26 protein-coding genes and 1 pseudogene are annotated in these 24617 nt (G+C 42.0%); 16 read left to right on the plus strand and 11 right to left on the minus strand.

What is annotated here, in order from left to right; translation table 11 throughout:
- A pseudogene (locus B6K83_RS07610) lies at positions 1-189 on the minus strand (IS256 family transposase); the annotation flags it as partial.
- Positions 190-257: 68 nt separating this feature from the next.
- Between B6K83_RS07610 and B6K83_RS18700 the strand changes: the two are divergent.
- The 5 genes from B6K83_RS18700 to B6K83_RS07635 all read left to right on the plus strand — a co-directional run bounded on the left by B6K83_RS18700 (position 258) and on the right by B6K83_RS07635 (position 4348).
- On the plus strand, positions 258-770 hold the full coding sequence (locus B6K83_RS18700; RefSeq protein WP_085284334.1) for a CPBP family intramembrane glutamic endopeptidase: 513 nt from the start codon (positions 258-260) through the stop codon (positions 768-770).
- Positions 760-2931: a peptidase domain-containing ABC transporter gene (locus tag B6K83_RS07620; RefSeq protein ID WP_092251262.1), complete on the plus strand. Its 2172-nt coding sequence runs from the start codon at positions 760-762 to the stop codon at positions 2929-2931. The genes B6K83_RS18700 and B6K83_RS07620 overlap by 11 nt, the downstream gene beginning before the upstream one ends.
- A gap of 101 nt (positions 2932-3032) precedes the next feature.
- On the plus strand, positions 3033-3650 hold the full coding sequence (locus B6K83_RS07625) for a cytochrome c oxidase subunit 3 family protein (RefSeq protein ID WP_085284336.1): 618 nt from the start codon (positions 3033-3035) through the stop codon (positions 3648-3650).
- A 5-nt stretch (positions 3651-3655) separates the two neighbouring features.
- Positions 3656-3913, plus strand: coding sequence for a cytochrome C oxidase subunit IV family protein (locus tag B6K83_RS07630; protein ID WP_233143850.1), 258 nt, complete (start codon positions 3656-3658; stop codon positions 3911-3913).
- Between the two features lie 66 nt (positions 3914-3979).
- A complete protein-coding gene (locus B6K83_RS07635) occupies positions 3980-4348 on the plus strand; it encodes a hypothetical protein (RefSeq protein WP_198951670.1) in 369 nt (122 codons plus the stop codon).
- Between the two features lie 102 nt (positions 4349-4450).
- On the opposite strand, the gene B6K83_RS07640 is transcribed toward B6K83_RS07635, so the two are convergent.
- The 4 genes from B6K83_RS07640 to B6K83_RS07655 all read right to left on the minus strand — a co-directional run bounded on the left by B6K83_RS07640 (position 4451) and on the right by B6K83_RS07655 (position 8449).
- Entirely contained in the window at positions 4451-5344 is an 894-nt protein-coding gene (locus B6K83_RS07640) for a TIGR01777 family oxidoreductase (protein WP_085284338.1), read from the minus strand.
- 182 nt (positions 5345-5526) lie between these two features.
- Complete coding sequence (locus tag B6K83_RS07645) at positions 5527-5718, minus strand: hypothetical protein (RefSeq protein ID WP_085284339.1); 192 nt, start codon at positions 5716-5718, stop codon at positions 5527-5529.
- 171 nt (positions 5719-5889) lie between these two features.
- Positions 5890-7038, minus strand: a complete 1149-nt coding sequence (locus tag B6K83_RS07650) for an anhydro-N-acetylmuramic acid kinase (RefSeq protein WP_085284340.1) — start codon at positions 7036-7038, stop codon at positions 5890-5892.
- Positions 7031-8449 (minus strand): peptidoglycan DD-metalloendopeptidase family protein, encoded by a 1419-nt coding sequence (locus B6K83_RS07655; protein ID WP_085284341.1) that lies wholly within the window; start codon positions 8447-8449, stop codon positions 7031-7033. The genes B6K83_RS07650 and B6K83_RS07655 overlap by 8 nt, the downstream gene beginning before the upstream one ends.
- Before the next feature lie 174 nt (positions 8450-8623).
- On the opposite strand from B6K83_RS07655, the gene tyrS reads away from it, so the two are divergent.
- The 10 genes from tyrS (at position 8624) to B6K83_RS07705 (ending at position 19605) form a co-directional block, all read left to right on the plus strand.
- Positions 8624-9823, plus strand: a complete 1200-nt coding sequence (gene tyrS / locus B6K83_RS07660) for a tyrosine--tRNA ligase (protein WP_085284342.1) — start codon at positions 8624-8626, stop codon at positions 9821-9823.
- A 305-nt stretch (positions 9824-10128) separates the two neighbouring features.
- Entirely contained in the window at positions 10129-12219 is a 2091-nt protein-coding gene (gene nosR, locus B6K83_RS07665; protein WP_233143851.1) for a transcriptional regulator NosR, read from the plus strand.
- Between the two features lie 70 nt (positions 12220-12289).
- Positions 12290-14179: a TAT-dependent nitrous-oxide reductase gene (gene nosZ / locus B6K83_RS07670; RefSeq protein ID WP_085284344.1), complete on the plus strand. Its 1890-nt coding sequence runs from the start codon at positions 12290-12292 to the stop codon at positions 14177-14179.
- Between the two features lie 246 nt (positions 14180-14425).
- On the plus strand, positions 14426-15739 hold the full coding sequence (locus B6K83_RS07675; protein ID WP_085284345.1) for a nitrous oxide reductase family maturation protein NosD: 1314 nt from the start codon (positions 14426-14428) through the stop codon (positions 15737-15739).
- The gene (locus B6K83_RS07680) at positions 15739-16662 is read left to right on the plus strand and encodes an ABC transporter ATP-binding protein (protein ID WP_085284346.1); all 924 of its coding nucleotides are present in this window, start codon (positions 15739-15741) and stop codon (positions 16660-16662) included. The genes B6K83_RS07675 and B6K83_RS07680 overlap by 1 nt, the downstream gene beginning before the upstream one ends.
- A complete protein-coding gene (locus B6K83_RS07685; protein WP_085284347.1) occupies positions 16662-17480 on the plus strand; it encodes an ABC transporter permease in 819 nt (272 codons plus the stop codon). Before B6K83_RS07680 ends, B6K83_RS07685 begins: the two co-directional genes overlap by 1 nt.
- Positions 17481-17491: 11 nt before the next feature.
- Entirely contained in the window at positions 17492-17992 is a 501-nt protein-coding gene (locus B6K83_RS07690) for a nitrous oxide reductase accessory protein NosL (protein WP_085284348.1), read from the plus strand.
- Between the two features lie 103 nt (positions 17993-18095).
- The gene (locus B6K83_RS07695) at positions 18096-18689 is read left to right on the plus strand and encodes a DUF4136 domain-containing protein (RefSeq protein ID WP_085284349.1); all 594 of its coding nucleotides are present in this window, start codon (positions 18096-18098) and stop codon (positions 18687-18689) included.
- Positions 18686-19153: a hypothetical protein gene (locus B6K83_RS07700; protein ID WP_085284350.1), complete on the plus strand. Its 468-nt coding sequence runs from the start codon at positions 18686-18688 to the stop codon at positions 19151-19153. The genes B6K83_RS07695 and B6K83_RS07700 overlap by 4 nt, the downstream gene beginning before the upstream one ends.
- A 128-nt stretch (positions 19154-19281) precedes the next feature.
- Positions 19282-19605, plus strand: a complete 324-nt coding sequence (locus B6K83_RS07705; RefSeq protein WP_085284351.1) for a ribonuclease E inhibitor RraB — start codon at positions 19282-19284, stop codon at positions 19603-19605.
- A 104-nt stretch (positions 19606-19709) separates the two neighbouring features.
- Here B6K83_RS07705 and B6K83_RS07710 read toward each other — a convergent pair whose 3' ends face one another.
- From B6K83_RS07710 to B6K83_RS07735, 6 genes are all read right to left on the minus strand, one after another.
- Entirely contained in the window at positions 19710-20351 is a 642-nt protein-coding gene (locus B6K83_RS07710; protein ID WP_085284352.1) for a trimeric intracellular cation channel family protein, read from the minus strand.
- Positions 20352-20363: 12 nt separating this feature from the next.
- Complete coding sequence (locus B6K83_RS07715; protein ID WP_085284353.1) at positions 20364-20753, minus strand: rhodanese-like domain-containing protein; 390 nt, start codon at positions 20751-20753, stop codon at positions 20364-20366.
- An 84-nt stretch (positions 20754-20837) separates the two neighbouring features.
- On the minus strand, positions 20838-21818 hold the full coding sequence (locus B6K83_RS07720) for a cobalamin biosynthesis protein CobD/CbiB (RefSeq protein WP_085284354.1): 981 nt from the start codon (positions 21816-21818) through the stop codon (positions 20838-20840).
- On the minus strand, positions 21818-22528 hold the full coding sequence (mtnN, locus tag B6K83_RS07725) for a 5'-methylthioadenosine/S-adenosylhomocysteine nucleosidase (RefSeq protein WP_085284355.1): 711 nt from the start codon (positions 22526-22528) through the stop codon (positions 21818-21820). The genes B6K83_RS07720 and mtnN overlap by 1 nt, the downstream gene beginning before the upstream one ends.
- 177 nt (positions 22529-22705) lie before the next feature.
- Positions 22706-23365: a DUF2726 domain-containing protein gene (locus B6K83_RS07730; protein ID WP_085284356.1), complete on the minus strand. Its 660-nt coding sequence runs from the start codon at positions 23363-23365 to the stop codon at positions 22706-22708.
- A 138-nt stretch (positions 23366-23503) separates the two neighbouring features.
- Positions 23504-24139, minus strand: coding sequence for a dUTP diphosphatase (locus B6K83_RS07735; RefSeq protein ID WP_085284357.1), 636 nt, complete (start codon positions 24137-24139; stop codon positions 23504-23506).
- A gap of 150 nt (positions 24140-24289) precedes the next feature.
- Between B6K83_RS07735 and B6K83_RS07740 the strand changes: the two genes are divergently transcribed.
- Positions 24290-24616: a DUF2956 family protein gene (locus tag B6K83_RS07740; protein WP_085284358.1), complete on the plus strand. Its 327-nt coding sequence runs from the start codon at positions 24290-24292 to the stop codon at positions 24614-24616.
- Position 24617: the final 1 nt, after the last annotated feature.

Genomic DNA, 24617 nt, shown 5'->3' on the forward strand with positions numbered 1-24617 from the left:
GGTTTTCTTACTTGTACCGTTCTTACGATTAGGCTCGGGATCTGCTCCTAAGTGTTGTTCTAGCTCCGCTTTTAAAGCGGCTTCGGTTAATTGCTTGATAAGCGGTGTTAAAACACCATCTTCACCTATTAAACCTTTACCAGATTGAAGTTCAGCTAATGCCTTGTTGAAGTCGAAAGATTGAGTCATGTGTCACTCCTATTTTATTAATAATACTGAAATGACACAGATTTCTAAACACTACCTTCTCTGAAGAAATGGCCAATTCCTTATGGACGTTTGAATTGAGGGAAATTGAATTTTCACGTAATTCAAAGTTAGGTTTAAGTGCTTATACCTTTGTTACTTTCCTTGTCGTACATACGTTTATCGCTCCATTTGTAGAAGAATTAATGTTTAGAGGAGTCTTACTTAAATTATGGAGTGATAAATATGGGTATTTAAAAGCTATTCTTTTAACGTCACTATTGTTCACATTATTGCACTCAACCCGTTTTTATTTAGATAATTTTATTTTGAGCATTTTGTTAAGTTGGATAGTATTGCAAACAGGGACGGTTTTTTATTCCTATGTGGTTCATGCAACATATAACCTATTAATGTGGTTATTGGAAGGTCATAACGGATTACTTTTCTTTGCTAATAAGGATTCGCTTAAATTGCACATTTTCAATACGTGGAAAATCGAATTTTCTTTACTCCTTTTAGCTATGATTTTTATGCCCATATTTGTATTAAAGTTTAAAGGTAAGGATAAGTGTGCAAACTAACACAAAGTCTTCATCTCAAAAACTATTGAGTTACAAACCTACTAAATCTATCCCTTTAGTTTTACAGTCCGAAATCGCAGAATGTGGCCTTGCGTCTATGGCTATGGTTGCGAGTTTTCATGGACATCAACTTGATATGCCAGCTATGCGAAAGCGTTTTTCTGCTAACTTAAAGGGCATGAATCTTCAACAGCTTATCGAGTTAGGTGATAACTTAGGCTTGGCTAGTCGTGCCTTACAATGCCCGATAGATGAAGTACATAAACTGGCAACGCCGTGTATTTTGCACTGGGACTTAAATCACTTTGTCGTGCTCACTAAAGTCTCAGGAAAAGGAAAAGCATCGAAGTATTCAATAAACGATCCTGCAATAGGCAAGCGCACGTTAAGTCTGGAAGAATTTAGCCAACACTTTACCGGTATTTGCTTAGAACTCACCCCCACCAGTAAATTCGAAGTAAAAGAAGAAAGGGCTCAAATGAAGTTCACCCAATTGTGGAGTTCAATGTCAGGTTTAAAAGCAGGGCTTTTCAAATTAATTGCTTTGTCTCTTGTCTTGCAGCTATTTGCTTTAATGACTCCTTATTATATGCAGTGGGTAGTTGATGAGGTGTTAATTAGCTTTGATAAACCATTACTCATGGTTTTAGCGATTGGTTTTGCTTTAATTGCAATAATTTCTGTGGTGACTAATGCGGTACGAAGTTGGTTAATATTAAGGCTTTCTAGTCTGCTTAATATGCAAATGGGCGTCAATCTTCTCAGACATTTGCTACGATTACCCATGAACTACTTTGAGTCACGTCATATTGGCGACATAGTGTCTCGTTTTGGCTCGTTAGCCCAAATACGTGAGCGTATTACCACAGGTTTTGTTGAAACCCTGGTTGATGGTTTGATGGCGATTACTGTGCTCATTATGATGTTGATCTATTCTGTCAAACTTACCGCTGTGGTACTTGGTGCAATAACCTTATATACCCTAGTGCGTTTAGCGTTATATCGACCATTGCATCAAGCGACTGAGGAAATGATTCAAAACTCAGCGAAAGAGCAATCTAACTTTTTAGAAAATATACGCGGTATGCAAACCATTAAGCTGTTTGGTAATGAGTCACAACGTCAAGGCATCTGGCAAAATCGTTATGCAGAAGTCATTAATAGTGAAATCCGTTTAGGGCGTTTAAATATCAGTTTTGACTCGTTTAATAAACTGTTATTTGGTTTGGAAAATGTCTTGGTTATTTATTTTGCTGCGATAATGGTAATGGCAAACACTTTATCTGTAGGTATGGTACTAGCATTTATTGCTTATAAAGGGCAATTAACCGAGAGGTTTGCTAACCTTATCGAGCAAATTATTCAATTTAAAATGATGCGTTTACATCTTGATCGTATTGCTGATATTGCTTTAACTGAGCAAGAGGCGAATAGAGAAGGTGAAGCCTCTTTTTCAAATAATGAAGGTCAGCAGCCAAAAGGTCAATTAACGCTAGAAAATATCTGCTTTAGTTACAGCGATGAGCAAGCGCCAATTTTACATAATGTTAATTTAACACTTGAAGCGGGAGAGTCTATTGCGATTACTGGCCCATCTGGGGCAGGTAAAACCACTTTAATGAAAATTATGTTGGGGTTATTACAGCCCAGCTCAGGGAAAATATTACTTGACGGTAAGGATATTACCCAAATAGGTCTTAAAAATTATCGCAAACATATTGCCGCAGTCATGCAAGATGATACCTTACTTGCAGGCTCTATTGCTGACAATATTAGTTTCTTTGATCCTCAGCCTAATTATTTAAAGGTAGAGCAATGTGCTCACCTAGCAGCAATGCATGATGATATTAACAACATGATCATGGGCTATAACTCGTTAGTGGGTGATATGGGGTCAAATCTATCTGGTGGTCAAATGCAGCGATTATTGCTTGCCCGTGCGCTTTACCAATCACCCTGTGTGCTCTTTATGGATGAAGCAACTAGCCATTTAGATAAAGACAATGAAGCTAAAATTAGTGAACAAATTCAGCACCTACCTATGACGCGTATTATGATCGCTCATCGACAGGAAACCATTAGCATGGCTGAGCAAGTTTATTTATTAAATAATGGCACACTCGTCAAGCTCAATGACAAACGTATTGATGTCGCCGGTTAATTGCGGTATCAGCGGTTAACTTGATTCATGTCAGGCAATTTTTTTTCTCAACTCGTTATGCTGTGCTTAATACTACAATTGTAATTTACTGCAAGTATGCAATGAGTGAGCAGCAACCAAGCCAAGTTTTAGGAATTTTTCCATCTTCGTGGAGCGAAGCGCGTGCCGGTAGGATCCCTGGGCACATTCCTATTTGGGTGGGAATTTTGTCTGAGTTAACCGAGTTCAGCCTTTTTTTCATTGCCTACTTTGTCGCCAAATACCATTACCCAGAAATTTTTGCGCAAGGCCCACAAGGGCTTAAGACAAGTTTAGGGGTGGCCAATACCATAATTTTACTGACCAGCAGTTATTTTATGGCCAAAGCGATGATGTATATTCGTTTAGATAACTATGGCAGGTGTCAAGGCTACTTATGGTTAGTGTTTAGCTGTGGGCTTGGTTATTTAGCCATTAAAACCTGGGAGTTTTATTGGAATCACCAACAAGGGCTAAGCACGGTAACAAATGAGTTTTATACTGTTTATTACTATATGACCTTTAACCATTTTTTGCATGTTGGTTGGGCGTCATGTGCGGTGTTATGGGTGATTTTTCGACTACGAGCTGGGCGTTATAGCGCACAAGAGCACAGCGGTCTTGAAGCATTGGCCGTGTATTGGCATATGATAGATTTAATGTGGATATTAATTTTTCCATTGCTGTATGTGTTGCGCTAGAGGTAATGATGAAAAAACGATTTCAATTAGAGTGGTTATGGGTACTATTAATTGCCATTACTCTATTTAATACCTTTTTAGGCGAGCAGTTCTCATCGACTGCATTAGTCAGTGTTTTGGTGGCTATCAGCGTCATGTATAAAGGTATTATCGTAATTGATCACTTTATGGAATTAAAATATGCCAATAAACATTTGCGATGGTTAATGCGCTGGTATTTTATTATTTTTCCATCCTTGGTGATTGCGACAATTTTCTTTTAGATATTGAACAGCTTCAAGTGCAGCAAACGCTCAACAAATAGTTGGTAAGTAAAAAAGGAGTGAGTTATGAATATGCAGGCAAGAATACAAAGTAAGGAGCAGGTCAAAAAAGCCTCTGGCATTGCTTTATGGTCAATTTTAAATTTAACCTTTTTACCTGGCTTGTCTTTTATTATGTTGCTATTACAGCGAAGTAAAGTGCAGCCGGAAAGCTTATCCGCGCGCCACCTGGGTTTTGCTATCAAGTTAAATTTGGCAGCGGCGGCGGCCTTAATTTTTGTCAGTATTTTGATGATAATGCTGGGCGGCTTTAACTCCGGCTGGACTTGGGTATTTGTAATAACGTACTTCGTGTTAGTGCATACCGTTTTTATTGTTATCGCGGTGTGGGCATTGATCCGTGCGTGGGCTGGTAACACGGTTTTAAGTAAATAAGTTAACGCTATAAACACCTATCATTACCACTTATTATTGCGCTAATGGTTCAGCATAGGGCGATAAAAGTGCCTGCGTAATAAAGCCGCTGCCGTAACAAACTTACTGGCTTAGTAATTGTTTTAAAGCGCCCTCTAGTTCGGGATATTGAAAAGTAAAACCATTGTTAAGTAACTTATTTGGTATCACCTGCTGGCCATAAATTACCAAGTCGGCAGATTCGCCCATTAATAGCCGCAATACTAGGCGAGGCACTCTAAACCAACATGGCCGAGCAAGTACTCGACTTAAAGTTTGAGAAAACACTTGGTTAGTGACTGGCATAGGTGCGGTGGCGTTAATGGCACCAGAGAGTGAGTCTTGATAAATGGCGGCCAAAATAACCGCCACCATATCGTCAATATGAATCCACGACATAAACTGTTCACCTGTGCTTATAGGACCACCTAAACCCAGTTTGAAAGCGGGTAGCATTTTCGCTAGCGCACCGCCATGTTGAGCTAAAACAATCCCCGTTCTTAATAAGCAAACACGGGTGCGTGGCGATGCGGCTTGTAGTGCAATTGACTCCCAAATTTGACAAAGCTGATGAGAAAACTCATCAAAAACAGCTTGATGCTCTTCATCAATTGCGCTCGCATCTTGACGCCCATAATAACCAATCGCACTGCCTGAAATTAAGCACTTTGGTGGTGTGTCGGCTGCTTGTATCTTATCAACTAACGCTTGAGTTATTTGCCACCGGCTTTGACAAATAATTTGTTTTTGTTTGCTGGTCCAGCGTTTATCAACAATGGCTTCGCCGGCTAAGTTAATCACCACATCAATGTCGTTAAAGTCAATGTGATCAAGCGTGTCAACTAACTCGCATTGGCTTGGTAAACGACGAGCTGCTTTTTGACGGTCGCGGGTTAATATTATAATGCGATCAACATTGAGTTGTTGCACTAGCGCTTGTCCGAGCAAGCCGCTACCGCCGGTGATTAAAATATTCATTTTGACTCCTTAGCTGTGTATCAATCGCATAACTTATCGTATAACCAAGCGAGGTTAATTACCGCTTTGTTATATCATAGTCAGCGCCAGTATAGGTTGCGAGTTTAAGGTCAATATTGTGCTAGCCAATAAAAAAGCTCCCGAAGGAGCTTGTTTATCACTAGCTAAGGCACGGTGCCAACTTAGTAGTAGGTATCTTCTATATTATGCGCTTGAGGGTCTTCTATAATGTCTTCAAAATTTACCTCAAAGCTATTGTTGTTATCTGAATTTGCTAGGTAAATTGTACGGGTAGAGCCATCGATCCATGTCACTGTGCCGCTACCTTTTTTACTACCGCATTTCATACCAATATGAATGTCGTTAAATTCCATCGTTTCCTCCTCGTTTAATGTCAAACATCGAAACTGTATTCGATCAAGCAAACGCTGTTCTTTACTTAGAAACTATTGGTTGCTAATAGTTCAAATATACTGCAAACATTGTGCTTTTTTTCAACAGGAAAGGATCATTATATAGGGAAAGGTTTTTAAAGCTAGTGCTTTTTAAGGATTGACACTGACACCCAAGACAGCAGGCCTGCTAGCCCCTGTTACGGCGGGGATGTTACCAAAAATATTTTCATCAAAGGCAAAAGCGAGCCATGCAAATGCCATCGCCTCTAACGCATCACTACTAATGTTTTTTTGTTCTGTTTTTATCAGTTGATGGTTTTCAAGTTTTTGATTTAATAATGAAATTAGGTGATTGTTGTTCATGCCACCACCACAAATATACACTTTAGCTTGGCGGCTGAGCTGCTTAATCGCCTGTGCTATAGTGTCGGCTGTTAATGTGGTTAGTGTTGCTTGAATATCAGCAGCAGGCAGTGACGAGTTTGCGCAATATTTGGCTAACCATTGGCTATTAAAATATTCACGCCCTGTGCTTTTAGGGGCAGCTTGTAGAAAGTAATCGTCGCTGAGCATTTGCTTGAGTAAAGCTGGGCAAACAGTGCCGGTACTAGCCCATTGACCTTGCGGATCAAAGCGGCCAGTTTGGTGTTGGCTGTACCAATAATCCAGCAATGCGTTACCAGGACCAGTATCAAAACCTAGGGTGCTGGCGTCTGCTTTGTGAGGTAAAAAGCTAATATTGGCAATGCCGCCAATATTGACAACAAAAACATCTTTTTCAGCACAGCCAAAAATGGCTTGGTGAAATGCAGGTACTAAGGGAGCACCTTGGCCACCCAAGGCGATATCTTTGGCTCTAAAGTCGCCGACAACACGCACACCCGTTAATAGCGCCAAAGTTTGTAAACAACCAATTTGTAAGGTAAAAGGGCGGCGATTGTATTGGCCGCTGGCTGGCCGGTGTCTGATGGTTTGGCCGTGACAACCAATGGCGGTAATGTCTGCCGCTGTTAAATTTTCTTGTTGTAAAAACGCAGTAATGGCTTGAGCAAATTGCTCGGCCAATTCAATATGCAGGCTATTGGCGCGGTCAAGTTCATGCGGACTAGCATCATATAAGCTCATAATTTGCGCTTGTGTGTCATCGTCGTAAGCTTGATAGTAACTTGCTTTGAGATTGGCAGCATTGGCGTGTTGTTGCTCAGTTGGGTCAAACTCAACTAACGCTAGATCTATGCCATCGGCACTGGTGCCTGACATCAGACCTATGTAGCGTACTTTATCGACCATCTTATTCATTTTTTTCAGTGTCTTGCATCGCAAGCATAGCGCGGCGAGAACCGGAAAGCTCAGCTAGACGTTGCTTGGCGATGGCATCAAACTCAGCTCGATACTTGCTGCTGATCGGCTTAGCATCAGGCAGCTTTACCGTTCTTGGGTTGCGGTGTACACCATTAAGCAAAAACTCATAATGCAGGTGTGGCGCTTGTGACATGCCAGTTGAGCCGACATAACCAATAACTTGACCTTGCTTAACCCGTTGGCCTTTTTTTACTGCCCGTTTAGAAAAATGTAGATACTTAGTCACAATGCCATTGCCATGTTGAATAAAAACATAGTTGCCATTGTATTTATTATAGGTAGAGTGGGTGACTCTACCATTACCCGCGGCTACAACTGGCGTGCCTTTTTTGGCGCTATAGTCAGTGCCATTGTGTGCTTTCCAACGCTTTTGAATTGGATGAAAACGCTTAGGCTTAAAGTCGGAGCTGATATAACGAAAACTTACCGGCGCACGCAAAAACGCTTTGCGCATACTTCGACCATCGGCCGAGTAATATTCACCGTCGGTAAAGCGAATGGCTTGAAAAGACTCGCCTTGGTTAATAAATTCCGCGGCAAGTATTTTGCCTGTGCCAATAAACTCACCATCGACATATTGATTTTCGTAAATAACATTAAAACTGTCACCGGCGCGAATATCCATGGCAAAGTCAATATCCCAGCCAAAGACATTGGCAAGGTTAATAATTTGACCGTCATTTAAGCCGGCTGCGCTGGCCGCCTGCCAGAAGTTAGAGCGAATTTCTCCTTGGGCGAAGGCTTCACGCACCTCAACAGCTTTACTTTCTTTGTGGGCTATGTATTGCTGCTTTTGCAAGTTAACGAATAAAGTTTCGTTTTTTGACAGTGGGTATTCAAGTGACACCAGTTGACCAGCGTCATTTTTACCTAAGCGCATCATGTCGCCAACGTTTAATTTTTTCAGTAAGCCGCTGTCGTCACCTTGTGCTGTGATCACTTTATGGGTGGTGGTGGCGTTGAGACCATGGCGTTGAAATATTTTTGCTAGTGAGTCACCACGTTTTACCGTCACTGTTACCCAAGCTAATTTGTCGGCTTTATCTTCCTGTGTTGGGCTTGGTGTTATTGAGGGTTCTTGATTTAGTCTCAAATTGTCAACAGTTTGCGCTGGCAATTGAATAGGGTTTGATTGCGCAGTGTTATCCGCTTGTTCAGGTAAGGCAACTTGATATCTATGTCCTACTTGTAGTGAACCGTTTGTCGCTAACGCATCTTGGTCGGGTTGCGATGCCGGTAATAACAGTAAAACCACCGCACTTATTGCACATAATGCGATAATTATTTGGTGCTGTTTGGGCAAGTTAAAATATATATTTTGTATGTTTTTCAGAAGGCTAGTGTTCATAAGGGAATATTAAATACAACAATTGTCGCTTACTATAGCAAATTAATCTCTTGCTAAACAATGATAGGGTTTTCACCGTAGTGAAAATTGCAGTAGAATTCGTCCATGAGTTATCTTTTACAGGCGCACAATACTAAGGTTCGCCTGCTATGCACCTTTATTGGAGTCGAGTAAATGTCAGATGTAAACCAAGCGTTTGCAGAGTTAAAACGTGGGGTAGAAGAAATTCTGCTTGAAGATGAATTGCTAGAGAAATTAAAGCAAGGAAAAACGCTAAAAATTAAGGCAGGTTTTGATCCCACTGCGCCAGACTTGCACTTTGGTCATACGGTATTGATCAATAAACTGCGCCAGTTTCAGCAATTAGGTCATGAAGTTATTTTTCTAATTGGCGATTTTACTGGCATGATTGGCGATCCCAGTGGCAAAAATGTCACGCGTAAGCCGCTCAGTAAAGCTGAAGTGTTAGCGAATGCCGAAACTTATAAAGAGCAAGTATTTAAAATATTAGATCCGAACAAAACGCGGGTCGCGTTTAACTCGACCTGGATGGACGAATTAGGTGCAGCTGGCATGTTAAAGCTAGCGTCTCGTCAAACCGTGGCACGCATGATGGAGCGTGATGACTTTAAAAAACGTTATGCGAACGGTCAAGCGATAGCAATTCATGAATTTATGTACCCGTTAGTGCAAGGTTGGGATTCAGTTGCCTTAGAGGCTGATGTGGAATTAGGCGGCACAGATCAAAAGTTTAACTTATTGATGGGCCGCGAATTACAAAAGTCAGAAGGCATGCGCCCGCAAACCGTGATCATGACACCATTGCTTGAAGGCCTCGATGGTGTTCAAAAAATGTCGAAATCATTGAATAACTATATTGGCATTACGGATGCGCCAAACGAGATGTTCGGTAAGGTTATGTCAATTTCTGATGACCTAATGTGGCGTTACTACGAGTTGCTAAGCTTTAAGTCAATTGCTGTGATTAACGATTATAAAGACAAGATTGCGCAAGGGGCAAACCCACGCGATATTAAAATTGAGTTAGCGAAAGAGCTGATCGCACGTTTTCATGATCAAGCAGCGGCTGAAGCAGCACATCAAGAATTTATTAATCGCTTTCAAAAAGGCGCATTGCCAGATGAAATACCAGAAGTGACTTTGGTAGCTGAAAACGGTGAAATAGCGATTGCTAACTTATTAAAATCCGCCGGCTTAGTGGCCAGTACTTCGGATGCTTTGCGTATGATAAAGCAAGGCGCGGCTAAAATTGATGGCGAAAAAATTACCGATAATAAGTTGGTAATAAAAGCCGGCTCGTCTGCCATTTATCAAGTGGGTAAGCGTAAGTTTGCCAAAGTTGATGTTAGCTAATTAACTGTTAAATATAGGTATTTAAAAAGCCAGCTTGCTATGCTGGCTTTTTTTTGCGGCAAATTTTTAACATTGCACTTTTAATGCTTGTTATAAAGATCACAAATTTTCTGTTTAAGGAGGGAAGAAAAACGCTTTATTGATCTATGTCAGTACCGTTAATTTCAAGGCGCGTAATATGCGACATATTGTCGCAGTTGTCCCCGTAAAAGTTCGTAAATGGCCTTTACCGGTGACTCATCAACAAGGTGCAGGTATAACGGCCGATGCTTTCTTTTATATCGAACTTTAAAAAACAGTTCAGGATGTTTTTTGTTCTCTTACTTCTGCTGGGACAGTTTTCCGCGCATGCCTTATTCGTCAGTGAGCCAAGAGCGCCACTACCGCTGATCAAAGAAATTTTTCCGCAAGCCAGTCAAATATCTGAAAAAGCAGGCGAGCCATTAGTATGGACCATATATCAGCAAGATAAGGTGATTGGCTATGCTTTTGAAACCAATGATATCGCTAAAATTCCCGCCTACTCAGGCGAGCCCGTTAATATGTTGGTGGCGATAGACCCACAAGGGGTATATTTGGGCGCTAAGGTTTTAGAGCATCACGAACCTATCATTTTAGCGGGTATTCCGGAAAGTAAACTTTGGACCTTTACCGAACAATATGATGGTTTGAAGGTTAGCGACCGCTTAAAAGTAGGCGGAAATGCTCAGGGTAATGTCATTCATTTAGATGGCTTATCTGGGGCAACCGTTACTGTGATGGTGATGAATGTTGCCATCACTAAAGCAGCCACTAAAGTGGCACGCGCGCTAGGCATTATTGAAGCCACTGAAGAAATAAAGCAGCCGATGGCAAGCGTATTGCCAGATGTCTATCAAAAATCAGATTGGCAAACCTTGCTAGGGGATGGCTCCATACGCAAATTATACCTAGATCGTAGCACCGTAGACGACGCCTTTGTTGGTACTGAAGCTGAAACCATAGAGCAAGCAACAGCAGAGCAAAAGTCTGATATGTTTGCAGAAATTTATTATGCGCAAGTTGATATTCCAACCATAGGTCGAAACTTACTGGGTGATAGTGAGTACCAATGGTTAATGAAGACACTCAAACCTAATGAACACGCCATTATTGTGCTGGGCAATGGTTATTCATTTAAAGGCTCTGGTTATGTGCGTGGCGGTATTTTTGACCGTATTCAAATATTACAAAATGAAAGTGCATTTGCTTTTCGTGACTTAGACCATAACCGAGTTACGGATTTATATATTGAAGGCGCCCCGCGCTTCAAAGAAATGTCATTGTTTATCATTCGAGAGCACCATGAATTTAACCCTGGTGTTGATTGGCAGTTTGAATTGTTAGTACGTCGTCAAACTGGCGCGGTCGATAGTGTTTTTACCAGTTTTAAAGGTAGCTACCACGGTTTAGAGCAATACTTGCATCGCCCACCTATAGTGTTGCCTGAGCCTGAATTAACGCTAACTGAGCAAGTATGGCAAGATAAAAAAGTTGAAGTAATTGTGTTGTCGGTATTGATGGCATTGTTACTGGCAACTTTGTTTTTCCAAGATATTTTAGTTAGACACCCGACCTTTATGCACAACTTTCGCCATGGCTTTTTAGTGGTCACTGTGGTGGTTATAGGCTGGATGTGGGGCGGACAACTGTCTGTGGTTAACGTATTTACGTTCTTACAGGCCTTTATGTCAGACTTTTCTTGGGACTTATTCCTACTTGACCCTGTGATCTTCATGTTATGGGGCGCCGCTGCGGTCACTATGTTGCTTTGGGGTCGCGCCGTGTATTGCGGTTGGTTATGCCCGTTTGGCGCCTTACAAGAGTTGATCAATGTGTTTGCGCGCTACATCAAAATTCCACAATTTGAATTGCCTTGGGCAGTACATGAGCGTTTATGGGCGATTAAATATTTAATTTTATTGGGGCTGTTTGCCTTGTCGCTGGACTCGCTAGCCTTGGCAGAGCAGTTTGCCGAAGTTGAACCATTTAAAACTACGTTTTTATTAAAGTTTGATCGTGAGTGGCCATTTATCATTTATGCCTTAGCGTTACTAACAATTAATATCTTTAATCGTAAATTCTTCTGTCGCTATTTATGTCCACTAGGTGCTGCCTTGTCGACTAGCAATAGTGTGCGCTTATTCAGTTGGTTAAGACGTCGTCCTGAGTGTGGTCAGCCATGTAAAACCTGTGCCAAAGAATGCGAAATTCAAGCGATTAACCCCGATGGCGAAATCAACATGCGTGAATGTCATTATTGTTTAGATTGCCAAGTGACATATTTCAATGAAGAAAAATGTCCACCATTAAAAAAACTAGCGCGTAAAAAAGCAAAATATAAAGAAACCGAAATTGCAGCAGTAAATGTGGCTTAACGACTGTTAACAAGCAGCTCGCAAGCTCAACGATAACAATGAAAATAATGAACCATTATGGAGAAGAGTGATGAGTAACGACGAAAAAAGCTCTAATAACGTAGAGTTAGAGAACGAAGGTAGACGTAAGTTTTTTGGTAAAACCGCGTTATTAGGCGCTGGCGCAGTTGCTGCTCCTATGTCTGCGGCTATGTTTGCATCAATGGCGAAAGCCAATGCAGCAGAAGCGGCGAATAGCCCTTTTATTCACCCGGGTGACTTAGATGAATACTACGGCTTTTGGAGTGGTGGGCATTCAGGCGAAGTGCGTATTCTCGGTATTCCGTCAATGCGTGAGTTAATGCGTATTCCGGTATTTAATGTTTGTTCGGCCACAGGCTGGGGCTTAACCAACGAAAGTAAGCGCATAAAAGGCGAAAGTGCTCATGTTTTAGCAGGTGACTCGCATCATCCACACATGAGTATGGATGACGGCCGTTATGACGGTAAATATGTTTTTATCAACGATAAAGCTAACTCACGCGTTGCTCGTATTCGTTGTGACATCATGAAAACCGATAAAATGTTGACCGTACCTAACGTGCAAGCTATTCATGGTTTACGCGTACAAAAAGTACCTTACACTAAGTATGTGGTGTGTAATGGTGAATTTGAAATACCGATGAATAACGACGGTAAAGCCGGTATGGAAGATGTAAGTAGCTACCGCTCTTTGTACAACGTGATTAATGCCGAAACCATGGAAGTAGCTTTTCAAGTTATGGTGGATGGTAACTTAGATAACACAGATGCTGACTACGACGGTAAATATTTTGCCTCAACTTGTTACAACTCTGAAATGGGTATGAATTTAGGTGAAATGATCACGGCAGAGCGTGACCATGTAGTTATTTTCAGCTTAGCCGCGTGTGAAGCTGCATTAAAAGCGGGTAAGTTTAAAACCTACAACGGCAATAATGTGCCAGTCTTAGATGGTCGCAAAGGCTCTGACTTAACGCGTTATATTCCTGTTCCTAAGTCGCCACATGGTTTAAATACCTCACCTGATGGTAAATACTTTGTTGCTAACGGTAAGCTATCGCCCACGGTATCAGTTATTGCTATCGACAAGCTTGATGCCTTATTTGCCAATAAAATTAAGCCTCGTGAAGCTATTGTTGCTGAGCCAGAGTTAGGCTTAGGGCCTCTACATACAGCTTTTGATAATCGCGGTAACGCCTTTACGACGTTATTCTTAGATAGTCAAATTGCTAAGTGGAACATTCAAGATGCCATTGATGCCCACAATGGTAAAAAAGTGAACTATATTCGCCAAAAACTTGATGTGCATTACCAACCTGGTCACAACCATACATCACAAGGTGAAACGCGTGACACCGATGGTAAGTGGTTAATATCGCTATGTAAGTTTTCAAAAGACCGTTTCTTACCTGTGGGTCCATTACGCCCTGAAAATGACCAATTGATTGATATTTCGGGTGATGAAATGAAGCTTGTGCATGATGGCCCAACCTTTGCTGAACCGCATGATTGTATGATAGTGCACCGCAGTAAAGTGAAGCCGTTAAAATTATGGCCACGAGACGACCCATTCTTTGCTGAAACCAAAGCACAGGCAAAACGTGATGGGGTTGATGTCTACATGGACAACAAAGTGATCCGCGATGGTAAGAAAGTACGAGTTTACATGACATCGATCGCCCCTAACTTTGGCATGAGCGAGTTCAAAGTTAAATTAGGTGATGAAGTCACTGTGATTGTCACTAACTTAGACCAAGTGGAAGATGTTACGCACGGTTTCTGTATGACCAACCACGGTGTACAAATGGAAGTGGCACCACAAGCGACGGCATCAATTACCTTTACTGCCGATAAACCAGGCGTGCAGTGGTACTACTGTAACTGGTTCTGCCATGCGCTACACATGGAAATGCGTGGTCGTATGCTGGTAGAAGCTTAGGTTATGCGCTCAGCCGCTGGCACATTGACGGCGGCATTTTAACGCCATATTCTACTTAAATTATGGCAACTGCAGTGTATGTAGTTGCATAAACATTGAAGTGAAATTTAGCGTTGCCGTTAGTTAAAAACTAAAGGGTAATAAATAGCGGCAATAGCGACTTAAGTTATTGCCGCATTTTAATTTTAAAAGGTTAAGTTTTTGCGATACTTTTTCTTACAGATAGTTTCGGTTGTATTGTTATGCATGAGTACGCACAACAGCAACGCGTTTGCGGCAACAATTGCCGTGACACCAAACGATAACTTACAACAACAGCTCGACCTTAGTGCTGATGGGGATGTTATTGTGCTTGCTGCAGGGCGATACCTAGGTAATTTTGTTATTAAGCGCAAGGTCACCTTAACCAGTGCAAGCCAAGATTCATTCGCCATTATTGACGCCCAAGGGCAAGGTCATGCCTTAGAGTTGCTGGCCAGTGACATTGTGTTAGAAAATTTACAAATAGTTAACTGGGGTGATGATTTAACGGCACAAGACTCCGGAATTTATGCAACCGAGAACGCCAGTAATATCACCATTAAAAATAATAAATTGCAGGGCGACGGCTTTGGTATTTGGTTGCAAAAAGGCAAAAATATTAAGGTGCTAGGAAACCAAGTTGTCGGCAATACCGCGTTGCGCTCTGCCGATCGAGGTAATGGCATTCAATTGTCGATTGTACAAGATGTTGTGGTTAAAAATAACGAAGTATTTCATACCCGTGATGGCATTTATATTATTTCAAGCCAACATAATGTGATCGCCAATAATACCGTTCATCATTTACGCTATGGCGTGCACTATATGTATTCGCATAGCAATAAAGTGCTCAATAACACGGCTTTTAAAACTCGCGCCGGTTATGCCTTAATGAGCTCGCGTGATTTAATCGTCGACGGAAACCGTAGCCTAGACAGTGAAGATTATGGTTTTTTGATGAATTTTATAACCTCATCAACCATCAGCAATAATTACATTAAAGATGTGTGGACCAAAGTAGAGAACAAGGTGTTAGGTCGTGATGGTAAGGGGCTATTCGTTTATAACTCAGCCTATAACACTATTAAAAACAACCGTATAGACACTGCGGAAATTGGTATTCACTTAACCGCAGGCTCAGAAAATACTAAGGTATACGGCAATAATTTTATTAATAACCCAGTGCAAGTGAAATATGTCTCGAATAAAAAGCAAGAGTGGAGCTTTCAAGGGCAAGGCAATTACTGGAGTAATTATTTAGGTTGGGATATGGATGGCGACGATATTGGCGACGTTATTTTTGAGCCTAACGACGGTATTGATCAATTGATTTGGCAATACCCAGAAATGAAAATGATCATGGATAGCCCTGTGATTTTAATTTTGCGCTGGATACAAAAAGAATTTCCAGTATTAAAACCGCCTGGTGTAAAAGACAGCTTTCCTCTGATGCGGCCAATTGTGCAAGCGATGCATGACGATATCGAGCTTGCCACAGAAAAATTAACCTCGAGCATGAATAAGGCAAATGAACTCTAATGAATGAACCTGTAGTTGTCCTTGAAAATGTCAGTAAGCATTATAACGAACTGAATGCCTTATCGGCTATTAATCTAACACTAGCGCAAGGTGAAGTGCTTGGCTTGTTTGGTCACAATGGTGCCGGTAAAACCACCATGATGAAGCTTATTTTAGGGGTAATTGCCCCCAATGTAGGCGATGTAACCGTGATGGGGGTTAAGCCTAAAGACAAGTCGGCGTGGCATATGCGCGCCAAAATGGGCTACTTGCCAGAAAACGTCATGTTTTATGAGCAACTGAGTGGCTTGGAAGTGCTGACTTATTTTGCGCGCCTCAAAGGCCAAAGTAAAAAGCATGCACAAGCACTATTAGAGCAAGTCGGTATTGCGCATGCAATGGCGCGGCCTGTAAAGACCTACTCCAAAGGCATGCGCCAACGCTTGGGCTTAGCGCAAGCTTTTATTGGTCAGCCTAAGCTTTTACTACTTGATGAACCCACGGTTGGGCTTGATCCCAGCGCAACAGCTGAGTTTTATCAAACGGTTGACCAATTGAAAACCCAAGGTACAAGTGTGGTGTTATGCTCACATGTCTTGCCCGGTGTTGAGCAACACATAGACCGCGCTATGATCATATCGGGTGGTAAAACCTTGGCTTTGGGCACCATTGCTGAGCTTAGGGCACAAGCTAATTTGCCGATAAAAATCAGGCCGCAAGGGTTAAATGGCGCAGTTGTTAATGACCTAGCGCTAAAAAATTACTTAGATGAGCATGGCGCGTTGCACGTACCAGCCCAAGAAAAGCTTAGTGTGTTACGCCATTTACTTGCTGCACAAAGTTTAAGTGATATTCATCTAGAATCAGCAAATTTAGAACAAGTTTATCAATATTACTTGAGCCAAGCCGCGGTGCAAGATAACAATCATAAGGCAGGTGTATAATGCGGGAAATTTTAACCGTGGCAAACAAAGAGTTTCATGATGGTTTGCGTAATCGTTGGTTGCTTTCTATTACGCTAATATTTGCGGTATTGTCAGTGGGGTTGACCTATTTCGGTGCTGCCGCGTCAGGCTCAGTAGGAATTACTTCGCTTTCCACCACCATTGCAAGCTTAGCGAGTTTAGCGGTTTTTTTGATCCCGTTAATCGCACTATTGCTAAGTTATGATAGTTTTGTTGGCGAGCAAGAAGGGGGAACCTTATTGTTGTTATTAACTTACCCGCTAAGTAAAAACCAACTTTTACTAGGGAAGTTTTTTGGGCAAGGAGGCATTATTGCCTTAGCGACCTTTTTAGGCTTTGGCGCTTCAGCTTTGTTGTTATTTGTGCAGCATTATCAAATTAGCATATTACAAACTTTTGCTTACTTTATTGTGAGCGCTACCCTGCTTGGGCTTAGCTTTACCGCCATAGCTTATATTATTAGTTTATCCGCCAATGAAAAGTCAAAAGCTGCCGGCGCGGCATTAATCACTTGGTTTTTCTTTGCTTTAGTTTTTGATTTAGCCTTACTCGCGCTATTGGTAGGAACAGAGTCTAGCTTAAATCAAAATACATTGACGCAACTGATGATGCTAAATCCAGCCGATATTTTTCGTTTGGTTAACTTGGCTGGCTTAGATAGCTCAGATGTTAATGGTGCGCTTGCAGTGGCCATTAATGCTAAATTATCACAAGCACAATTAATTGCTATTTTGCTCAGTTGGGTGCTTGCACCGCTAGTGATCGCATCAATCATTTTCAAACGTAAAAAACTTTAAAGGTAATAGCCATGTTTCGTGCTCTTTTGTTTTCTTCACTCTTTCTTTTGTTGGCCGGCTGCATTGAGCAAAGCAAGCAACAACAGATGCTGCATCAAGCCGTTGCCATTGAAAGCCGCGATGAATGCCATTTATGCGGCATGTTGATTAGTAACTTTTCGGGGCCCAAAGGGCAGTTATTTCGTCGGGGGATCACTGAAGCTGACGGTGAGCAAGTGAAAAAATTCTGCTCGACACGCGATATGTTCAGCTTTTATTTAGATCCGGAAAATAAACGCAATGTCAGCACAATATTAGTGCATGATATGAGCAAAGCACCTTGGGATGCGCCTAACGACGGCTACTTTATCGATGCCCGTCAAGCCTGGTATGTGGTTGGCTCAGAAAAAACCGGTGCGATGGGCAAAACCTTAGCCAGTTTTTCAACCAAGGCTGATGCAGAAGCTTTTGCCAGCGAGTTTGGTGGCCATGTTATCGACTTTGATGGTGTTGATTATCAGGCGCTACAATAGTGCCTTGTTTAGCGCTAACGGCAAAGTTAGGCCACTAATGTTGTAATTTAAATTCAGCTAGGTAACCTAAAGGCATAGTTTCTTTGATGGCAAGCCAATAACCATGCGCTTACTTAGCTGTTTTGTATGCATTTTCGCACTCGCTTCGTGTGCGGTTAGTAACAGTACCAACACAGTGTTTCGTGGCGGCTATGATTTCACCGCATTGCACAGCTATAGCATTTATAGTCGCCATTCGGCGTTTGGTGAAATGCAAAGTATCGCAGATAGTACGCGTAACCATATTGAGCTCGCTATCGAGCAGAACTTTGCCAGTATCGGCTTAACCTATCAAAGCGCAGACAAGGCCGATGTGGTCATTGCCTACCTTATACTGAACCCCAACTCGGGTGAATTAGCGAGATATAATCAACAAGTTAAGTACTGCGGTTTTTGTTTAAATGCTGGTACTAGCGCCTATACGCAGTTGCAGAAAAACTTACGTGCCGGCAGTTTGCTAATCGATATTGTTGACGTGCGTAGTCAGCGCAGTATTTGGCGCAGTGTTTATCCGCTCAAACCAAGTGATAAAGACAATAGTCGCGAAAGACAAAGCAAAATACGCCACGCTGTGGATACTATGTTGAAAGATTTTCCGCTAAATGCCTCGAAAAAAAGCGCCAGGGTTAGTTATTTTGCGAGCGATGTTCTGTCATGATCAAGTGGCTAGTGATAACCGTAGTGACTTTAGTCGGCTTTATGATCATATTGTTAAGCCTAGGGTATTTGCTGAAAGAAAATGAGCAAGCGACCCGTTTATTGCAACAACAACTTATGCAGCAAGCGCAACCTCAGCAAAGCAAAGCGCTCAAGGGGCAAACGCAAATCACCACAGATAACGGCAAGGTAAGTGTTGTACTAGCGCAAAGTACAGATACATTATTACAAACCTTTAATGAAACGCTGGTCAGTAATTTAACCTGTGTCAGTGTCGAGCAATGTCAGCTACTGCGCGTAGCATTCAAAAATACAACGTGTCAGTTTGCTAGCAATAGCATAGGCGCGGCAAAACTGAAAAAGCTTGCTACTGATACTATAGAGATGGCCAACTGTACCATGCAAAGCAGCAGTCAATTGGTTTGTCAGCAAAATCTTTGTCAGTTAGTACCTAATAGCCACTAGCTAGCGGTGTTGATCACACGTTTTGCATTTAACGCGTGGTAAGCTCAGCGTTAATTAGCTGAGAAACGAGCATCTTGTCTTCGTTTGAGTATATAATAAGGCATTGTTTTTATTAATTTGTAAGCGATATGACCTACCCCGATGATGAAACAGGCCAAGTACTAGCAGAAATGCAGGCGGCAGGTATTGATTTAGATAAACCACACTCAGTAGTTTTTTTTCAATTATTTGAAGAGAAAAGCCAAGCACAAGCTATGGTTAACCATTTAGCTGAGCATGCACCAAACATGCAAGTTGCATTAGTGCCGGACGAGTTACCCAATGTTTGGGATGTTAATTGCACTCTAGTTATGCAACCAAGTTATGATGCTATAGTGGCCCAAGAAGCAGAGTTTGAGCAACTAGCGGCCAAGTTTAAAGGCTATAACGATGGTTGGGGAATTGAGGCTTAAGCTAGCCCCTATTAAAGTTTGTTGTCGAGTTAAGGAAAAAGCTGCGCTTAATTAGGGTCTGTTGAATTGCTGAACAAAGCAAAAGCCATATTAAATATACTGGTTTATTTTAAATCTTTTTCCTTGCTTTCGACGTCAATGATGGCAAATGCTGGCAAGCTAACCCGCCAATAAATCGCTGCCAAGCGTAACACTAAAGCGCTCAGTATAGCGAGGATGATGGCAATATGCTGCGGCACTTCAAGGTAGTTTAACAAGGCATATAAAGCGCCACCTAGAATGGCTGCCGTAGCATAAATTTCTTGCCGTAATATCATCGGAATAACATTACATAGCACATCGCGCAGCATACCACCGGCAACACCCGTCATCATGCCCATCACCACGGCAACCGGCACCGCCGCTCCTAAACTCAGCGCTTTTTCAGTGCCGATTACCGCAAATAATGCTAAACCGAAAGCGTCTGAGACTAACAGAAAACGCTTTGGTATACGCCTAGGAGAGCGAATAAAAATAATGGTTAATGCCGCGGTGGCTAAAATTAAATAAAGATAAACCGGGTTAGCTAGCCAAAATACCGGCGTTTGTAAAATAACATCACGCATAGTGCCGCCACCGATAGCTGTCACGGCGGAAAGCACCACCACGCCAAAAGGGTCTAGCTGATAGCGACCTGCCATTAATGCGCCTGATAAGGCAAAGACAATAATGCCAAACATATCAAGCCAGTATAGTAACTCTGACATCGGCTAAAGACGTTACTTCACTAAAGGCAAGTCGGCGGCTTGCCATGCATTCATATCGCCTTCGAGATGGCGCAGATCACTAAAACCCGCCGCTCTTAAGTCGTTTTCGGCGCTAATGGCCCGACGGCCAGAGCGACAATGCACCACCACAGTTTGATCTTTAAATTGGATAATTTTAGCTAGATTTTCTTTGATGGTGTCATGGCTGATATTAATGGCGCCGGCAATATGGCCTTCAGCAAATTCGGCTGGCGTGCGCACATCGAGCACCAGAGTTTTATTCTCTGCTTGTGCCATTAATGCCAAAAGTTGTTGTTGTGAAATGGTCGCCGTTTGCTCGGCAAAAGCAAGCAAGGAAAATAGGCTCAATAAAATAATTAAGTGTGACTTTATCAGTTTCATGATTTTGCGTCCTATACGGGTAAAAAGGGGATACCTGTTAGTGTACTTGAATTTTGCTATTAGCCTAGTGTTTTCATGTCAGTATTAGGGGCTGATCCCAGAAATACTGTAAGAGATTATCGCGAGTAACATAAGCCCTAATAGCAATAAGTAAAGCGCGTAATTAATACGTTTACTGGCGTGAATAATATCGGTACTTTGTGGTTGACGAGCTTGATCATTAAAGCTAGGTTTGCGTACTTTTTGGCCATGATAACTGGCAACGCCACTGAGGCGTATTGACAAGCCTAACGCCAATATGTGTAGTAATAGATCGTTGTTATTACTAAAAAATTTGCTGCGTACTAAACGCCAATACAAGATTGGATTTTGGCTAATTGTGCCTAACCACAATACTAAGGCAAATAAACGTGCGGGTATCCATTGTAATAACTTAACGGTTTGATTCACACAGACACCAAAGTAGGCAAAGCGTGGCAGCTTAATGTTCCAAGCGTAATGCATTTCGACTAATAATCGAAAGGCAAGCGCCGCTAATGGTCCCAAAAGCAGATAATAAAAACCAACGCCAACCAGTAATTGTGTACTGCGCAGCAGTTGCATTTCGATACAGGCTTTACTGATGCCGAGCACTGACAGTTGCTCGGTATCGCGCAATACTAAAGGGGCGAGCTTTGATTTTGCAAGGTAAGTTTGGTTAGCAACTAAATCGCGGGCTATAGCTTGGCAGCTTTTACTTAAACCAAAACTGCCCAACGCAAGATAAAGCAATACGCAATGCCAAAGCCAAGGTATGGCTATAAAGGCTTCAAACAAGCCTAAAATAAGCAGCAAGGGGATTAAAGTGACAACGATAGCGATGAAGCCCGAAATATGCTGTTGACGTGGGCTATTGCTGGCTTTATTAACTTTTTCTGCCAAGCGCTGGCAGTAAAAGCTAAAATAAGCGAGTGGTTGTTGAGTAACAAACTGCGCCAAAACGGCTTTTAATGCTATCAGCAACAGCAAAGTGACAGCAGCAGAATATAAATGTGGACTGGTCAGTATGTCACTCAAACTGTTCATTAGTTTAAGGTTTTTCCTTTTAGCGCCGTTAACATGCTGACAACTAATTGCGATGAGTTAACGGATGCAGTTTCTAAGTAGGCCTCAAATGATGTTGGAGACTCTTTACCAGCAATGTCAGACATAGAACGAATCACTACAAAAGGCACTTGAAACTGGTGGCAAGTTTGTGCAATTGCAGCGCCTTCCATTTCTACTGCTGCCATGGCAGGAAAGTTAGCTCTGGCTTTTGTAATATCATCATCTTTGGTCATAAAGGTATCACCTGTGGTGATTAAGCCGACTAAGGTTTGAATATTATCTAATGCGCTGATACCCACTTTGGCCGCCGCGACTAACTCTGGATGCGGTATATAGGCAGGCGGGTTGGCAGGCAGCTGGCCAATTTCATAACCAAAAGCTGTGACGTCAACATCGTGATAACGCACTTCCGAACTAATGACAATATCGCCTACTTTTAAAGTTTGCTCAAAGCCGCCTGCAGAGCCCGTATTTACAACATAGTCAGGCTGAAATTTGTCTATTAACAAGGCGGTAGCTAATGCGGCGGCTACCTTACCTATGCCTGATTGAACAATTACTACCTCAGTGTCGTTGAGCAGCCCTTGGTAAAAGGTAAAACCCGCGTGAGTGCTAGTTTGGCAATTAACTAACTTTGCTTTTAAAATAGCCACTTCTGGCTCCATAGCGCCGATAATACCTGCTTTCATGACATATGTTCCTATTAAATTTGTTGCGAATAGCTTGCGCTCGCATGGGTCTGTAAATTCTGCAGGGATTATAGCGCGACTCGACTGCGAGCTAAAAGCTTTTATCTAGTACAAAAAAAGCAGATGTTAAACTCTGCTTTTTAATATGATGCCAACAGACTCTAGCTGGCAAAAGCGCTAATGAGGTAGTGCGGTTGTCTGAGCCGACGGAAGCTTGCCAGCAAGTTTTTTTGACTCAGTGGCTAGCATGGCTTGTGCGGCGGTGGGTGATAAAACGCCACTGCTTCTCGGTCGCGCTTTAACTAATGGTGCTGGGATGACGCGACCTTTCATTTGCGGTGATGGGGCTTGGTTGCCGAGTATCCGGCTGTTAATGCAGGCGCGAATTTCATCAAGCGTGTAATTGGCTTTTACTTTAATGCGAATATGCGGTATTGCCGCAGCTTCTAATGCACCACTCACAAACCAATCTTTTTTTACTTTATAGCCTTTGCCTTGGGTATCAACTAAGTCAATAACGCCTAGCAGTTTCATGCTATCGCGCTCACAAATGGCGAAATCTAAATATTTTCCGTTGGCATTATTGGTTGCCGTTTGACCAGCACGACTAGAAATGCCGTTACGAATATTGACAATATCAGCAAGTTTTACCCGATTAATGATGCGATATCGTGAGCCTAGCGCTTGCTCCACAAGTAATTGAAAGTTCTTTTCTGCGGGAGTAAACAAGGTTGTTTTACGATCGAAAGGAAAAGGAAAGCTGTTGTCGTTTAAGCGACTGGCAAGCATAGCAACAATAACAATTAAGCTGATCATGGCAAATAAAATGAGTTCCATAGACATCTCCGGCAGTTCAAATTTTTGACGTTTATACTAGACTGCTAGTTAAGCAAAATTTGCGCCAGAGATGCCAAGGGTGTTGCAGGAGATATACTTAAGGGTTGTTTTGTTGCTAACCTTTTGAATTATATAGCGTTATTGTTTCGGGTATTTTGCCAGTAAACCGTCGTATACTTGCTGCTGAAAGTCATCAGCACTAGCATCGAGTGTTGCGACTAGCTTAGCTAATACTTCGTTATCTTCTTCGCCCTGCCATACCTTGATATAGCTACCCTCTTTATAGCCATGATCTTGGCGGAAAAAGTTTAAGGTATTTTTACCGACATATTGACGGAACAGCTCATCTAAATCCATTGCCATAAGGCGCATGCAATCAGCCAGTGCTTCGGCGTCAAATACTTTATCTGTTACTGCTTTTGAGGCAAGGTTTTCTAAAGCAATTTTGAAATCTTGCTCGCCACTACTGCGCTGTAATTCGGCGGCTAAGGTTTGGCTTATATTGGCAATGTCGTCGCCGCTCATTAATCGTAAGCTTAAACCAAAATGAAAAATATCTACTAACTCTAGTTGTACTTGCGCTACGTCAATGGCTTGATGTTTCCACCACTTCCAACCGTGGTGGTCGAGCATTTCTGCACATTCAACCCAAATGGCGCGATACCATTCATAATTGTTATCTCGCCAACTTTCACTGACACGCGAGTTCATGGCGTCTTGCATGGATAACATTTGTCTAATTTGCTTTTCGGCGGTGCTAACTAAATCGCTCATGGTTTTCTCTATTTTTTTAGTGGTAAATGGCTATAAATCGTTGCTCGTTAGTTTGCCGTAGCGGCAAAAAACTAACAAGTATTTTGGTTATAGTTTTTTAGATTTAATGGCATTATACCAGTATTGAAAATATCAGCAGAGGATTTAACCTTGAAGAAAAAAGTTTCCAGTGCTGTGCAAAATGAAGCGCAGCGGATTGCTAAAGGCACACAAAAGCAGGCACTGAGTAAAGAGCATAAGAAATTGATTGCCCAAGGCATTGAAAAAGGCATCAGTGAATATAAAAAACAACAAAAAGCTAAGGCTCGTGAGCGCGATAAACTGCGCAAAAAAAATCAAGCCGGTCAAACTAAGCCCCAGACCTCAGCGTCAATGAGTGATAATGCCACGAGCCCAAGCGCTAGATCTAACATAATATGGGCGTTACCTTGGGCGCTGTTAGTGGCAAGTTGGGGCTATTTCCTATTACTTAATTAAG

It is taken from the genome of Colwellia chukchiensis, from assembly GCF_002104455.1.
Lineage (GTDB): Bacteria > Pseudomonadota > Gammaproteobacteria > Enterobacterales > Alteromonadaceae > Cognaticolwellia > Cognaticolwellia chukchiensis.

Bases quoted from the DNA above. Each gene is read 5' to 3' on its own strand.
- B6K83_RS07715 (WP_085284353.1), bottom strand. From the start codon at position 20,753: ATGAAACTGATAAAGTCACACTTAATTATTTTATTGAGCCTATTTTCC.
- nosZ (WP_085284344.1), top strand. From the start codon at position 12,290: ATGAGTAACGACGAAAAAAGCTCTAATAACGTAGAGTTAGAGAACGAA.
- B6K83_RS07625 (WP_085284336.1), top strand. From the start codon at position 3,033: ATGAGTGAGCAGCAACCAAGCCAAGTTTTAGGAATTTTTCCATCTTCG.
- B6K83_RS07675 (WP_085284345.1), top strand. From the start codon at position 14,426: ATGAGTACGCACAACAGCAACGCGTTTGCGGCAACAATTGCCGTGACA.
- B6K83_RS07705 (WP_085284351.1), top strand. From the start codon at position 19,282: ATGACCTACCCCGATGATGAAACAGGCCAAGTACTAGCAGAAATGCAG.
- B6K83_RS07730 (WP_085284356.1), bottom strand. From the start codon at position 23,365: ATGGAACTCATTTTATTTGCCATGATCAGCTTAATTGTTATTGTTGCT.
- tyrS (WP_085284342.1), top strand. From the start codon at position 8,624: ATGTCAGATGTAAACCAAGCGTTTGCAGAGTTAAAACGTGGGGTAGAA.
- B6K83_RS07645 (WP_085284339.1), bottom strand. From the start codon at position 5,718: ATGGAATTTAACGACATTCATATTGGTATGAAATGCGGTAGTAAAAAA.
- B6K83_RS07635 (WP_198951670.1), top strand. From the start codon at position 3,980: ATGAATATGCAGGCAAGAATACAAAGTAAGGAGCAGGTCAAAAAAGCC.
- B6K83_RS07640 (WP_085284338.1), bottom strand. From the start codon at position 5,344: ATGAATATTTTAATCACCGGCGGTAGCGGCTTGCTCGGACAAGCGCTA.
- B6K83_RS07690 (WP_085284348.1), top strand. From the start codon at position 17,492: ATGTTTCGTGCTCTTTTGTTTTCTTCACTCTTTCTTTTGTTGGCCGGC.
- B6K83_RS07630 (WP_233143850.1), top strand. From the start codon at position 3,656: ATGATGAAAAAACGATTTCAATTAGAGTGGTTATGGGTACTATTAATT.
- B6K83_RS07685 (WP_085284347.1), top strand. From the start codon at position 16,662: ATGCGGGAAATTTTAACCGTGGCAAACAAAGAGTTTCATGATGGTTTG.
- B6K83_RS07680 (WP_085284346.1), top strand. From the start codon at position 15,739: ATGAATGAACCTGTAGTTGTCCTTGAAAATGTCAGTAAGCATTATAAC.
- B6K83_RS07650 (WP_085284340.1), bottom strand. From the start codon at position 7,038: ATGAATAAGATGGTCGATAAAGTACGCTACATAGGTCTGATGTCAGGC.
- B6K83_RS07655 (WP_085284341.1), bottom strand. From the start codon at position 8,449: ATGAACACTAGCCTTCTGAAAAACATACAAAATATATATTTTAACTTG.
- nosR (WP_233143851.1), top strand. From the start codon at position 10,129: ATGTTTTTTGTTCTCTTACTTCTGCTGGGACAGTTTTCCGCGCATGCC.
- B6K83_RS18700 (WP_085284334.1), top strand. From the start codon at position 258: ATGGCCAATTCCTTATGGACGTTTGAATTGAGGGAAATTGAATTTTCA.
- B6K83_RS07710 (WP_085284352.1), bottom strand. From the start codon at position 20,351: ATGTCAGAGTTACTATACTGGCTTGATATGTTTGGCATTATTGTCTTT.
- B6K83_RS07735 (WP_085284357.1), bottom strand. From the start codon at position 24,139: ATGAGCGATTTAGTTAGCACCGCCGAAAAGCAAATTAGACAAATGTTA.
- B6K83_RS07700 (WP_085284350.1), top strand. From the start codon at position 18,686: ATGATCAAGTGGCTAGTGATAACCGTAGTGACTTTAGTCGGCTTTATG.
- mtnN (WP_085284355.1), bottom strand. From the start codon at position 22,528: ATGAAAGCAGGTATTATCGGCGCTATGGAGCCAGAAGTGGCTATTTTA.
- B6K83_RS07720 (WP_085284354.1), bottom strand. From the start codon at position 21,818: ATGAACAGTTTGAGTGACATACTGACCAGTCCACATTTATATTCTGCT.
- B6K83_RS07695 (WP_085284349.1), top strand. From the start codon at position 18,096: ATGCGCTTACTTAGCTGTTTTGTATGCATTTTCGCACTCGCTTCGTGT.